At 57.1% G+C, this 12620-nt stretch carries 11 protein-coding genes; 3 read left to right on the top strand and 8 right to left on the bottom strand.

Annotated features, from left to right (window positions below; translation table 11 throughout):
* Positions 1–18 precede the first annotated feature (18 nt).
* Both ibpB and OCH02_RS21220 read left to right on the top strand, forming a co-directional pair.
* Positions 19–447 (top strand): small heat shock chaperone IbpB, encoded by a 429-nt coding sequence (gene ibpB, locus OCH02_RS21225; RefSeq protein WP_135314580.1) that lies wholly within the window; start codon positions 19–21, stop codon positions 445–447.
* A gap of 300 nt (positions 448–747) precedes the next feature.
* Positions 748–2406, top strand: coding sequence for a putative transporter (locus tag OCH02_RS21220; RefSeq protein WP_261432839.1), 1659 nt, complete (start codon positions 748–750; stop codon positions 2404–2406).
* Positions 2407–2442: 36 nt separating this feature from the next.
* Here the strand turns inward: OCH02_RS21220 and OCH02_RS21215 are convergent, their stop codons facing one another.
* Both OCH02_RS21215 and OCH02_RS21210 read right to left on the bottom strand, forming a co-directional pair.
* Positions 2443–3696 carry a valine--pyruvate transaminase gene (locus OCH02_RS21215; protein WP_261432837.1) on the bottom strand — a complete coding sequence of 418 codons (1254 nt, stop codon included), beginning with the start codon at positions 3694–3696 and terminating at the stop codon, positions 2443–2445.
* A gap of 134 nt (positions 3697–3830) precedes the next feature.
* Positions 3831–5897 carry an alpha-amylase gene (locus OCH02_RS21210; RefSeq protein WP_261432836.1) on the bottom strand — a complete coding sequence of 689 codons (2067 nt, stop codon included), beginning with the start codon at positions 5895–5897 and terminating at the stop codon, positions 3831–3833.
* 189 nt (positions 5898–6086) lie between these two features.
* Here OCH02_RS21210 and OCH02_RS21205 point away from each other — a divergent pair, with 189 nt between their 5' ends.
* Positions 6087–6269 carry a CopG family transcriptional regulator gene (locus tag OCH02_RS21205; RefSeq protein WP_261432835.1) on the top strand — a complete coding sequence of 61 codons (183 nt, stop codon included), beginning with the start codon at positions 6087–6089 and terminating at the stop codon, positions 6267–6269.
* 119 nt (positions 6270–6388) lie between these two features.
* Here the strand turns inward: OCH02_RS21205 and ghrB are convergent, their stop codons facing one another.
* From ghrB to OCH02_RS21175, 6 genes are all read right to left on the bottom strand, one after another.
* Entirely contained in the window at positions 6389–7366 is a 978-nt protein-coding gene (gene ghrB / locus OCH02_RS21200; protein WP_261432834.1) for a glyoxylate/hydroxypyruvate reductase GhrB, read from the bottom strand.
* Between the two features lie 104 nt (positions 7367–7470).
* On the bottom strand, positions 7471–8739 hold the full coding sequence (locus OCH02_RS21195; RefSeq protein WP_017891160.1) for an MFS transporter: 1269 nt from the start codon (positions 8737–8739) through the stop codon (positions 7471–7473).
* A gap of 97 nt (positions 8740–8836) precedes the next feature.
* Positions 8837–9796: a sugar kinase gene (locus OCH02_RS21190; protein ID WP_261432833.1), complete on the bottom strand. Its 960-nt coding sequence runs from the start codon at positions 9794–9796 to the stop codon at positions 8837–8839.
* 6 nt (positions 9797–9802) lie between these two features.
* Positions 9803–10555 (bottom strand): sugar phosphate isomerase/epimerase family protein, encoded by a 753-nt coding sequence (locus tag OCH02_RS21185; RefSeq protein WP_261432832.1) that lies wholly within the window; start codon positions 10553–10555, stop codon positions 9803–9805.
* A 185-nt stretch (positions 10556–10740) separates the two neighbouring features.
* Positions 10741–11757, bottom strand: a complete 1017-nt coding sequence (locus OCH02_RS21180; protein ID WP_041418841.1) for a LacI family DNA-binding transcriptional regulator — start codon at positions 11755–11757, stop codon at positions 10741–10743.
* Between the two features lie 137 nt (positions 11758–11894).
* The gene (locus OCH02_RS21175) at positions 11895–12557 is read right to left on the bottom strand and encodes an OmpA family lipoprotein (RefSeq protein ID WP_135314588.1); all 663 of its coding nucleotides are present in this window, start codon (positions 12555–12557) and stop codon (positions 11895–11897) included.
* Between the last annotated feature and the right edge of the window lie 63 nt (positions 12558–12620).

The following is a 12620-nucleotide window of genomic DNA, read 5'->3' as shown; positions in this document are numbered from 1 at the left end:
ATAGAAGGAGTTTATACTATGCGTAATTACGACTTATCCCCACTACTGCGTCAGTGGATCGGCTTTGACAAATTGGCCAGTTCAATGGGCGGCCAGGAGCCGCAAGGGTTCCCGCCATACAACATCGAGAAAAGCGACGATAACCACTACCGCATTTCTCTGGCGCTGGCCGGCTTCAAACAAAGCGAACTGGATATCGAAGTCGAAGGCCCACGCCTGACCGTGCGCGGTAAGCCGACGCCGTCGGAAAAACAGGTGGAATATCTGCATCAGGGGCTGGTGTGCAAAGAGTTCACACTGACCTTCACGCTGGCTGAACATTTGCAGGTTTCCGAGGCCCAGTTTGAAAATGGCCTGCTGCATATCGATCTGGTGCGTCAGGTGCCGGAAGCCCTGCAGCCACAGCGGATCGCCATCGGCACTACGCCAGGGCTGGAAGCCAAATAACAAATTGAAAAATTTCAACAATGCCCTAGGAATTTCGAGTTGTAGCTAGGCGACCAGCTCGCTCATCCCCAGGCGCTTACTTAAGTAAGTAACTGGGGTGAGCGACAAATCTGTCGGGAACAGATTTGAACGCTGCAACTTGAAAGACGACGGACAAAGGGGGAAGTCCTAACGGGCTTCCCCTTTTGCTTATCTGTGGCGCAAGCCACAGTCACCCTTTCCCGCCTGTGCCAAAATCCCTGTTAACTGTGTGACTTTAACCGCAAATTGGTTGTTAAACTTCTGGCAAGGATGTGCGCTATGAGCGAAATCGCCCTGACCGTCAGTATGTTGGCGTTGGTGGCCGTTCTCGGGCTGTGGATGGGTAACTGGAAGATCTATGGGGTGGGGCTGGGCATCGGTGGGGTGTTGTTCGGTGGCATTATCGTTGGGCATTTCGCCCAGAGCTGGCAGCTCAATCTTAATGGCGACATGTTGCACTTCATCCAGGAGTTCGGCCTGATCCTGTTCGTGTACACCATTGGTATTCAGGTCGGCCCAGGTTTCTTCTCTTCCTTGCGGGTGTCCGGGCTACGGCTCAACGGCTTTGCCATTTTACTGGTACTGGTCGGTGGGGTGGTCGCGGCGGGGGTTCACAAGCTGTTTGCCGTGCCGCTGCCAATCATTCTCGGCGTGTTCTCCGGGGCGGTCACCAATACTCCTGCGCTCGGTGCCGGGCAGCAAATCCTTACCGATTTGGGGTCAGATCCGGCATTGGTCGATCGCATGGGTATGGGGTACGCCATGGCCTATCCGTTTGGCATCTGTGGCATTTTGCTGGTGATGTGGCTGATACGCCTGTTTTTCCGCATTAATATCGAGCAAGAGGCGCAGGCGTTTGAAAGCAGCCTGGGCAACCAGCGCGAGCTACTGCACACCATGAACGTGGCGGTGCGTAACCCGAATCTGCAGGGAATGGCTGTCAAAAATGTTCCGCTGCTCAATGGTGAGGACATCATCTGTTCTCGCCTGAAACGGGGCGATTTGCTGATGGTGCCTGCCCCGTTGGAGAAGCTGGAACTGGGCGATTACCTGCATCTGGTGGGCAAGCGCGAAAGCCTGGAAAATGCCCGGCTGGTGATTGGCGAAGAGGTCGACGTCTCGCTGTCAACGCGCGGTACAGAGCTGCAGGTAGTGAGAGCGGTGGTGACCAATGAGAAGGTGTTGGGCAGTAAAATCCGCGATCTGAACCTGAAGCAGAAATACGACGTGGTGATCTCACGCCTTAACCGTTCCGGGGTCGAACTGGTGGCCGGCAGCAATGTGACGCTGCAATTTGGTGACATTCTCAACCTGGTGGGGCGGCCCGAATCTATCGAGGCGGTGGCGGCGATTGTCGGCAACGCCCAGCAGAAGTTACAGCAGGTGCAAATGCTGCCGGTGTTTATCGGTATCGGCCTGGGCGTGCTGTTGGGATCTATCCCTCTGTTTATACCGGGTTTCCCGGCGGCATTGCGTCTGGGACTGGCCGGTGGCCCGCTGGTGGCGGCGCTGATCCTTGGGCGTATCGGCAGCATCGGCAAGCTGTACTGGTTTATGCCGCCCAGCGCCAATCTGGCGTTACGTGAACTGGGGATTGTGCTGTTTCTGGCGGTGGTCGGGCTGAAATCGGGCGGCAACTTTGTCGATACGCTGATTAATGGCGAAGGGCTGGCATGGATTGGCTATGGTGCGCTGATTACCGCGATCCCTCTGTTTAGCGTTGGCGTACTGGCGCGGATGGTGGGCAAGATGAACTACCTTACGCTGTCTGGCATGCTGGCAGGGTCAATGACCGATCCGCCGGCGCTGGCCTTCGCTAACGGCCTGCACCCGACCAGCGGTGCTGCCGCACTGTCTTACGCGACGGTTTATCCTTTGGCGATGTTCCTGCGCATCATGTCACCGCAGTTGCTGGCGGTACTTTTTTGGGCAATGTAAAAAACTGGGCGCCGTTTGGGCGCCCCATCTCAACGATCAGCCTGCTTCCTGATGCGCGCGTTCGATCTCTTCCGCCAGGATCGCCACGCCACGCTCAATCTTCTCCGGATCCGGCACGTAGTTCATCCGCATGCACTGATGGGTATGCGGCCATTCATGTTCCAGCCCCGGGAAGAAATAGTGGCCGGGTACCATCAGCACGCCACGTTTTTTCAGGCGCTGATACAGCAATTCGGTGGTGATCGGCAGGTCCTTGAACCACAGCCAGAGGAAGATTGCCCCTTCCGGTTTATGGATCAGGCAGCGTTCTGGCGACAGGTAGCGGCGAATGATCTCGATAGTGTGTTCGACACGCTGTTTGTAGAAGGGTTTGATCACTTCATTGGACAGGCGCAGCAGGTCGCCGCGTTCAATCATTTCCGTTGCCATCGCCGGCCCCATGCTGCCCGGTGACAGGCTAATGATGCCGTTCATGTTGGTCAGGGCGCTGATGGTCTTTTCATCGGCGATCACAATGCCGCAGCGCGAACCGGGCAGGCCGAGTTTCGACAGGCTCATGCACAGAATAATGTTGGGGTTCCACAGCGGCGTTGCGTCGCTGAAGATAATGCCGGGGAAGGGCACGCCATAGGCGTTATCGATCACCAGCGGAATATTGCGCTGCTGCGCCAGCCGGTCGAGCTTCATCAGCTCTTCGTCGGTGATCACGTTACCGGTCGGGTTGGTCGGGCGTGATACGCAGATCATACCGATATCATCGCCGATGTTCAGGTGTTCGAAATCAACGTGATACTTGAACTGGCCTTCCGGCAGCAATTCGATGTTGGGTTTGGCCGAGACAAACAGCCCTTCGTCCAACCCGGCATCGGCATAGCCGATATATTCCGGCGCCAGCGGGAACAGTACGCGGCGGCGGCTGCCGTCGGCATAGCGCCCGGCAAACAGGTTAAACAAGTAGAAAAACGCGCTCTGACTGCCATTTGTCAGTGCAATATTCTGTGGAGAGATCTGCCAGCCCAGCTCGTCGCGCAGCAATTTGGCCAGTGCTTTCAGCAGGGCGTCTTTGCCCTGCGGGCCGTCATAGTTACACAGTGCTTCGGTCAGTTTGCCCTGGTCGAGCATGTCCTGACACAGTTGCTTGAAGTAGCTTTCCATCTCTGGAATTTGCGCCGGATTACCGCCGCCGAGCATGATGGCACCGGGGGTGCGCAGGCCTTCGTTCAGGTCATCCATTAAACGGGTAATGCCCGCGTAACGGGTAAATTTGTCGCCGAAAAGTGAAAAAGTCATAGGTGCAGCTGTATTGTTTTTAGCAGGTAATTCCCCACCATACCGCCTGACAATTTCCGGCGCAATGCGGCTCACAAAATAACCACCGGGAGTTAATTTCACCCGATGGTAATTTATCAGCATATTTATCTGAATTAATGTGACCGATCGCCGACCCACACCACCATAGCCTTATCGTCGCCCAGCCGACGGCTGAAGGCGTAGTATTGCGCCGTCTGTTGCGACAGTTGTTTACCCGCACCGATTGCCGGGTGGCGAGCGCGGAATTGGCCCAGCCGCTGCCAGTGCGCCAGCAGTGGGGCTTTGTCGCCCTGCAGCTCATTCCAGTTCATATCGGAACGGGTGCCCTGCAATGGGTCTGAACCGGTCGGGCCAAGCTGACGGCCACTTTCATCACCGTAGTAAATTTGCACCGCGCCGGGGGCCAGCAGCAGCAGGTCGGCGGCGCGCTGCTGCAGCGCCAGCGACCCTTTGGCATCACTGGCAAAGAACAGCCGGGTATCGTGCGAAGAGATGTAACTCAATACGTTGAAATCCTGCAGCTTGTCGGCCATCTGTTGGTAGGTGGCGTCGATGCTGGAGAAACAGCTCAGCGCCTGCGACGCCTGATCCTGAAAATCAAAATTGATCATCGCGTCGAAGCCGTTCTGGTAATAGTCACTTTTCATCACGCCATGGCCCCAGGCTTCACCGGTCATCCAGAATGGGGCGTTATCCAGCGCCTGTTGCGGATGAGCGGCCTTCCACTCGGCCAACGCCGCCGTGGCACGCTGTTTCAGCAGCGCCAGCGTCGGTTTCTCTACGTGTTTGGCGGTGTCGACGCGAAAGCCGTCAATGCCGTAATCACGTACCCATTGGCTGAGCCAGGTCGTCAGGTAGTCACGGGTAGTGGCTCCGGGAATTTCGTGCGCAGCAGTGTCGGGTTTATGGCGATATAGCAGCGGCAGACCGCTGGCACCGGGCGCTTCAGTTTTGATGTCCGGGAGGAAGGCCAGCGACATGGTGAGGTCGTCATAGCCCGGTGGATCGTAGTCACCGATATCGGTGCGGATCCAGTTCTTACCCCACCAGGTGTCCCAACCGGCCTTATCGCTGAAGTTGATGTAATCGTTGAAGCTGTGCCAGTTTTGTCCTGTGCCCGGCCGCCAGTCGCCCCAGTTTTTACCCAGTGTTTTTTCGATCTCTGCACCTTTCAGATACAGCGAGCCGAACCGGAAGGTCTGCATATCCGCTAACGTGGCGTAACCGACGTGGTTCACCACTACGTCGAACAGGATACGGATACCGCGCTGGTGGGCTTGCTCGACCAGCGCGCGCAGATCTTGCTCGCTGCCCATGTTGGCATCGAGCCGGGTCCAGTCCAGCGCGTAGTATCCGTGATAGGCATAATGCGGGAAGTCGCCCTTGGTACCGCCGCCAACCCAGCCGTGGATCTGCTCCAGCGGCGAACTGATCCACAGCGCATTGACGCCGAGCTGTTGCAGATAATCGAGTTTTTGCGTCAGGCCGGCCAAATCACCGCCGTGGAAGGTACCTATCTCCTGCATGCCGTCGCTGCGGCGGCCGTAGCTGTGGTCGTTAGCCGGGTTACCGTTTTCAAAGCGATCGGTGAGGGCAAAGTAAACCGTGGCGTTGTGCCAGTTGAACGGCGCGGCTTTCTCGCTGCTTGCCGACTCCAGCAACAGTAATCCCCCGCTGCCTGCGGCCGGTTGCAGGGTGACTTTGCCCAGACTGACCCTGGTCGTTTGGCCTGAATAGAAATCACGCACCGTTTCGCCTTCGGCAAAGGTCGCCGCCACGTCAAGAGTGACCGGCAAGCCGTTCCAGCGTGGGCAGGTGCGGGCTACCGAAGCGGCGGCGGTTTCCGGTGCGGTTTTCAGACTGAGCTGCAACGTTGGTGTACCGCTGCGGGTGTCGATACGCACCTGATATTCACCGGCGCGGAACAACCGCCAGTTGACCGGTGGGTTATCGCCGCAAGGTTGCAGCGACAGGGCTTGATTCAGCTTGGCCGTGGTGGTCGGCTGCCAGCACTGTTGGCCTTGGTAAATCTTCAGCGGCAGTTCGCCCTTGGGCAGCGTGGCGTGGCTGGTGAACATGCCGCTGGCGGACTCGTCAAAGGCCGGGAAGCTTTGCAGCGTCCAGCTTGCCATGGCGGCCGGTGACAGCAGCATCAGCAGGGGAAGGGTCAGGCGTTTCATGGCTCTCCTTACGCGTGGCAGGAAGCGTTTTTCTTGTAGGGTAATGCCCAGTGTGACCAACGATAAAAAAATAGCCTCATCCCAACAGATAATTTTCCGGGAGGAGATGGCGGGGGGAGAAACCAGGCTGTTACCCGGTGGTTTTTTAATCTACATTGCGACATGTACATTTGTAGTATGAGGGGATTTATGAGCGTGATGTCCGTTCGACTATCGGAAGATCTTAGTGAGCAGCTCGAAGCGTTAGCTGCCTGGCAGATTACTGAAACTCAACAGGCAATCATTGAAGCGGAAAAGAGGGATTTTGTTCCTGACGACGAAATGCAAGCGCGCTTCAAGCGGATGAGGGTGATTAATCACGATGAGAATTAAATGGCTAAGGGAAGCTGTAAGCAATTTTGATGAGGAATACGATTAGTTCTCTCAAGAGTGTTCTAAGGTCGCGACATTTGAATGGATGCCAGTTTTTAATTCACTGGCATCCATGAAAGTTACTTTTTCAGCAGTTGCGGATTCACGCAGTTTTCTTTGACCGTGCCGGTCAGTGCGGCAATCAGGTTGTCGACGGCACATTCGGCCATGCCATAGCGGGTCTCATGGGTCGCAGAACCGATATGCGGCAGTGCCACTACGTTTGGCAGCGTCAGCAACGGTGAAGACACGTCCAACGGTTCTTTTTCGAACACGTCCAGCCCGGCGGCATGGATAGTGCCGTTTTGCAGTGCTTCAATCAGCGCGGCTTCGTCCACCACCGGGCCACGACCGGCGTTGATCAGGATGCCGCTCTTTTTCATCTTCGCCAGTTGGTCACGGCTGATCATATGGAAAGTTTCATCCGTCAGCGGCAGCGTAATGCAGATGAAATCGGATTCAGCCAATAGGGTATCCAGGTCACAGCGGCGGGCGTTAAAACGTTGCTCCGCCTCTTCGTGCGTGCGGCGGGCGTTATACAACACCGGCATGCCGAAGCCGAAGTGCGCACGTTGCGCCAGCGCCAGGCCAATTCGGCCCATACCGAGAATGCCGATGGTTTTATGGTGCACATCGACGCCAAACCAGTCGGCCCCGATACTGCCCTGCCATTCGCCGGCCTTGACCCGTTCGGCCACTTCCACCACCCGGCGCGCTGTCGCCAGTACCAGACTCATGATGGTATCGGCGACGGTTTCGGTCAGCACGGTGGGGGTATGCATCAGCAGCACGTTATGGGCATTAAGCGCGTCGACGTCGAAATTGTCGTAACCGACGGAAATGGTTGAGGCCGCACGCAATTTTGGCGCCTGCTGCAGGAAGGCCTCATCAATTTTACCGCCGGAACCGATGATCCCTTCCGCCTGTTGCAACGCCTGGCGCAGCTCATCGCGGTTATCCGGGTTCAGGCCGTCGAAGGCGTGCACGGTGAAGTGCTGTTCCAGTCGTTCACGCAGGTCGGCAGGGATGTTTTTGTATAAAACGATAGAAGGCTTCATCACGAACTCCAGCAAGCTAACGATTAGGACGTTGGGGATCCAACATAACATAAAGCAAAAAGGGTGAAGGGCGCAGCACCCGTCACCCCGGTCATTCAGGTAGATCAGGCCAGTTGTGGCTGGGCCTCGTTGCGAGCGGGTTTGACTACCAGCGTCAGCACCACCGCCGCCAGCAGGGCAATGGCCATAAACATATAAGAAGCCGCCGGGCTACCGGTAGCGCCGTTCAGGTAACCGACAAACCACGACCCGAAGAAGGAGCCCAGCGCACCCATGCTGTTAATCAGTGCCATAGCGCCACCGGCAACGTTTTTCGGCAGCATTTCAGGAATGATGGCGAAGAAAGGCCCATAAGGGGCATACATGGCGGCACCGGCAATCACCAACAGGGTGTAAGAGACCCAGAAATGGTTGGCACCAACGGCGTAAGAGCCGAAGAAAGCCAGCGCACCAATCAGCAACAGTGGCCAGACGAACAGCTTACGGTTTTGCATTTTGTCGGAGGCCCAGGACACCAGGATCATGGCGATAGTCGCCGCCAGGTAAGGCACCGCCGACAGCCAGCCTGCTTCCACCATGCCCATCTGCATGCCGCTGCGCAGGATGGAAGGCAACCACAGCACGAAGCCATACACGCCAATACTCCAGGCAAAGTACTGTGCGCACAGCAAAATAACGTTGCGTGAGCGGAAGGCTTCACCGTAGTTACGCACCGCTTTAATGCCTTTTTGTTCTTCTTCCAGCTGTTGCTGCAACGCCTGCTTTTCATTGTCGCTCAGCCATTTGGCCTGGGCGGGCTTGTCTTTGGCCAGCACCCACCAGCAGAAGGCCCAGATCACCGCCGGAATGCCTTCAAAGATAAACATTTCACGCCAGCCGTAGGCGTGGATCAGGTAGCCGGAAACCACCGACATCCACAGCACCGTTACCGGGTTGCCGAGGATCAGGAAGGTATTGGCGCGTGAGCGTTCTGATTTGGTGAACCAGTTGCTGATGTAAATCAGCATCGCCGGCATTACCGCGGCTTCCACCACGCCGAGGATAAAGCGGATAGCGGCCAGCATGGGGATATTACTGACCATGCCGGTCAGTGAGGCACACGCCCCCCACAGGATCAGGCACCAGAAAATCAGTTTTTTAACGCTGCGGCGTTCGGCATAGATAGCGCCGGGGATCTGGAAAAAGAAATAGCCGAGGAAAAACAGCGCACCCAGTAGCGAGGACATGCCTTTGGTAATGCCCAGATCGTCATTAATGCCGGCGGCCGAAGCAAAGCTGAAGTTGGCGCGGTCGAGATAGGCCAGGCTGTAGGTGATAAACACGATGGGCATGATGTACCACCAGCGTTTAGCCGCGATAGTCGCTTTGTTCATGTTCAGATTCCTCAGTGTTCTCTCAACGCGTCCTGGTTGTAGGGCCAGAGGTACACGTCATGTGGAGAAGTCGGTTAACCGATTATGTTTGTTATATTTATTCAGCCAGTGCTGCGCGGGTCGGCAGGCCTTCACTGTCGCCGATGGCCTGGATCGCCAGCGAGCCGATTTTGTTGCCGCGTTGAACCGCCTGTTTCAGCGTTTTTCCTTCCAGCAGGGCGCTAAGGGTGCCGACGGCAAAACCGTCGCCTGCCCCAACGGTGTCCACCACGTTGTCGACTTTGATGGCGGCTACGGCCGCCTGGTCGCCGGCGGCGGTTTTAAACCAGGCACCGTCCGGGCCGGTTTTGATAATCACCGCCTGTACGCCGCGCTCCAGGTAAAAATCGGCAATGCCTTCCGGTGTTGATTGGCCGGTGAGGATTTGCCCTTCTTTCAGCCCCGGCAGCACCCAGTCGGCGGCAAACGCCAGCTTATTGAGCTGTTCGATCATCACCTGTTGGCTGGACCACAGCACCGGACGCAAATTAGGGTCGAACGAAATGGTTTTGCCCATCGCACGCATCTCACGTGCGGCATGGTGACACAGCGCCAGCGACTGACCGGACAGGGCCGCCGCTACGCCGCTCAGGTGCAGATGGCGGGCGGAACCGAAGTATTCGCGGTTGAAATCGTCCACTGAAAGATGACTGGCCGCCGAACCTTTGCGGAAATACTCCACCTTGGGATCGGTACCATCCGTGGTTTTAGATTTGATCTGAAAACCGGTCGGATAATTGCCGTCTACCGTTACCCGCTGGGCGTTAATGCCTTCTTTTTTCAATTGTTGCAGGGCGAAGCGGCCGAAACTGTCATTGCCGACGCGGCTGACCCAGCCGACGTTCAGGCCCAGACGTGCCAGACCGATCGCCACGTTCAGTTCGGCACCGGCAATGCGTTTGGTGAAGGTTTCCACTTCCGCCATATCGCCGGTTTGGCTGGCCACGAACATGGCCATGGCTTCACCCAGGGTGACGACGTCCAAGGGGGCGCTATGCGCGGCTGTCAGCGTTGTCATGATGTTTTACTCCGCGCGTAACAGGTTAACGTAGTAGCGGGTTACGTCTTCCAGACTGTCGCCCTGCAATGGGAATTCAATGCCACGTGGAACATCCTGCGGCAGGCGGGTCAGCAACTCACGCCATTTACCGTCACTGTCGTCCAGCGCCACGGCGCGCCAACCACGCAGGCCATGGGTAGCCGCTTTCACGTGCACATAGCTGACGTGGCGAGCCAGACGCTCGGCAGCGGCGAAGGCGTCTTGCCCGACCCAGTGCCAGTTGGCCATATCGAAAGTCATGCTGACCGGCAGACGGTTATCTTCCGCCGCGTGGAAAAAGGCATTCAGCAGTGACAGAATGCCGCAGTCCGGGGTCTGGTCATTTTCTACCACCAGGCTGACCGGATGCTGCTCCAGTGCCACTTTCAGTTCGGTAAAATCGAAGCCCGGCTGGTAATGGCCCAGGGATAATTTTAACTGGCGTGCGTTCAGCGTCTGGGCTTCCGCCAGTAGAGCCGCCAGGTTTGGGTTCAGAGTGTGCTGTGGGGTAAACAGGGCTTCAGGTGCGGAATAAACGGCAAACAGTTGCTGCTGTTCGATGGCCTGAGCCAGAGCCGGCAGGTCCTGTAGATCCTGAGCAGAAAACAGTTCGCGGCGAATTTCTACGCCGTCGGCACCTGCGCCGGCGATGATCGGCAGTAAAGCGGCCTGGCCACCGAGCTGCTGGACGGTATCGGTGCCATAGGCGCCGGTCACTATGATAATTTCTCTGGTCATTTTTGCTCCTGAGGTGGTGTCAGTCCCACCGATACTGTTAACCACACGTTAAATGGTACCGGTTCCAGGCGAAAGCGACAGAGTGTAAAAATATGATCGCAATCACGAACCTGAGCAAAAAATAGTCTGGATGATGCGATGTGAGGGGCGTAACAGGCCGCGCCCCTGCGGGAAAGGGAGGGAGATTATCGGGTGGTGGAGCCGCGCACGATCAGCTCACCGGGGAACATCTGTTCGCTGATGGGTGTATTCAGGCCCTGAATGCGTTGCACCAATTGCTCCAGCGCGGCATGGCCCATTTGATAGGTGGGCTGTTTCAGGGTGGTGATGCCCACCCCAGCCAGTTCGGCCCATTCCAGTTCGTCAAAGCCCAGCAGGCCGATATCGCTGCCCCATTGGATACCCAATCGGCGCATGGCGCGTGCTACCTGCAGCGTCAGGGCACCATTAGCGGAAATCACCGCCTTGCGCATACCGCGATGGCGAGCGTTAAAGTCGCGGATCACGCCTTCCAGCTGCTTAACGTCGTTAAGCGGAGTTTCGGCCTGTTCGGCCAACAGTCCGGCATGCTGCGCCATGGTCTGGTTAAAGGCGTGCAGCCTTTCCAGGCGGGTATTGACCGTGCCGATCGGCTCGCTGAGAAACAAAATGGCTTCGAAACCCTGTTGCAGCAGGTGTTCCGTGGCGACGGTTGCCGCTTCGTGATTGTTGAGACCTACCACATCACAGGCGAAATCAGAGATTTTGCGGTCAATAAGCACCATAGGTAACATCGATTGTTGCAGGGTCGACAGCGCCTCTTCACGCATACCGACGGCATTGACCACGATACCCTCAACCCGGTAACTGCTGAGCAGTTGCAGGTAGTGCTGTTCCTGATTGACCTCATTATTGGTATTACATACCAGCAGGGTAAAACCGTGCTGGCGACAGGCCGCTTCGATACCGCGCATCACGTCCACCGAGTAGGGGTTGGTGATATCGGCGATGATCAGGCCAATCAGCCGCGTTTGGCCACCCTTCAGGCTGCGTGCCATCTGGCTTGGCCGATAGTCGAGCTGGTGGATCGCCTGTTCGATGCGCTGTTTGAGATCGTCAGAAAGCAGGTGCTGCTCACCATTGAGATAGCGAGATACGCTGGTTTTACCGGTCTTGGCGGTTTTCGCCACATCGCTGATGGTGGCCCGCCCCGAGGCGCGCATTGCCTTAACACTGCTCACAGCCGATCTCCCCTGTGGTTAATTGCCAAGGAGACTAACACACCCGGCGCAGAGCCGGAATGCCCAATGGCGGAGCGCCGGGGGATAAGAAGTAGCGGGGCAGAGCGCCCCGCACGGGATTACTGCAGAGGGCTGAGGGTGATTTCAACGCGGCGGTTTTGCGCCTTGCCTTCTGTGGTGCTGTTGGAGGCGATTGGGTTGTCCGGACCGGCACCTGAGGTGCGGATGCGGTTGGCCGCCACACCCTGGGTGATCAGCGCGCTACCGACGCCGTCGGCACGTTGCTGCGACAGGGTCATGTTCAGCGCACGGGAGCCAGTGCTGTCGGTGTAGCCAATGATGTTAACTGCTGTTTTCGGGTATTCCTTCAACACCATGGCCACGCCGGTCAGGGTATTGGCACCCGCCGGTTTCAGGGTAGCGCTGCTGCTGTCGAAGGTGACGTTATTTGGCATGTTCAGCACGATATTGTCGCCCTGACGGGTCACGCTAACGCCGGTACCTTTCATTTTGTCGCGCAGTTTGGCTTCCTGCACGTCCATGTAATAACCGGCACCGCCGCCCAATGCTGCGCCGGCAGCGGCACCAATCAGTGCGCCTTTGCCGCGGTCTTTTTTAGACGAGGACAGCATGCCGACGCCTGCGCCCAATGCCGCGCCGATCCCTGCGCCAATGCCGGATTTTCCGGCTTCAGACTCCCCGGTGTACGGGTTGGTGGTACAGGCTGACAGCGTGAGCGCAAGGCTCACCGCGCCGGCAATAATCGCAATGCGTTTATTCATGTTTTTTCCTTTGTGGCATCAGAATCTGTGTGCGTCGGTCCAATCTCGGGGACGCTAAAAAAA

Origin of the sequence: Serratia quinivorans, assembly GCF_946227985.1 — a bacterium.
GTDB classification, from domain to species: Bacteria; Pseudomonadota; Gammaproteobacteria; order Enterobacterales; family Enterobacteriaceae; genus Serratia; species Serratia quinivorans_A.
Note: the sequence above shows the minus strand (reverse complement) of the source record. Positions and strands in the feature narration are given on the sequence as shown.

Excerpts from the sequence above, each read along its gene's own strand:
- OCH02_RS21180 (WP_041418841.1), bottom strand. The coding sequence starts at position 11,757 with ATGCGCGCCTCGGGGCGGGCCACCATCAGCGATGTGGCGAAAACCGCC.
- OCH02_RS21215 (WP_261432837.1), bottom strand. The coding sequence starts at position 3,696 with ATGACTTTTTCACTTTTCGGCGACAAATTTACCCGTTACGCGGGCATT.
- OCH02_RS21185 (WP_261432832.1), bottom strand. The coding sequence starts at position 10,555 with ATGACCAGAGAAATTATCATAGTGACCGGCGCCTATGGCACCGATACC.
- ibpB (WP_135314580.1), top strand. The coding sequence starts at position 19 with ATGCGTAATTACGACTTATCCCCACTACTGCGTCAGTGGATCGGCTTT.
- OCH02_RS21205 (WP_261432835.1), top strand. The coding sequence starts at position 6,087 with ATGAGCGTGATGTCCGTTCGACTATCGGAAGATCTTAGTGAGCAGCTC.
- OCH02_RS21190 (WP_261432833.1), bottom strand. The coding sequence starts at position 9,796 with ATGACAACGCTGACAGCCGCGCATAGCGCCCCCTTGGACGTCGTCACC.
- ghrB (WP_261432834.1), bottom strand. The coding sequence starts at position 7,366 with ATGAAGCCTTCTATCGTTTTATACAAAAACATCCCTGCCGACCTGCGT.
- OCH02_RS21220 (WP_261432839.1), top strand. The coding sequence starts at position 748 with ATGAGCGAAATCGCCCTGACCGTCAGTATGTTGGCGTTGGTGGCCGTT.
- OCH02_RS21175 (WP_135314588.1), bottom strand. The coding sequence starts at position 12,557 with ATGAATAAACGCATTGCGATTATTGCCGGCGCGGTGAGCCTTGCGCTC.
- OCH02_RS21195 (WP_017891160.1), bottom strand. The coding sequence starts at position 8,739 with ATGAACAAAGCGACTATCGCGGCTAAACGCTGGTGGTACATCATGCCC.
- OCH02_RS21210 (WP_261432836.1), bottom strand. The coding sequence starts at position 5,897 with ATGAAACGCCTGACCCTTCCCCTGCTGATGCTGCTGTCACCGGCCGCC.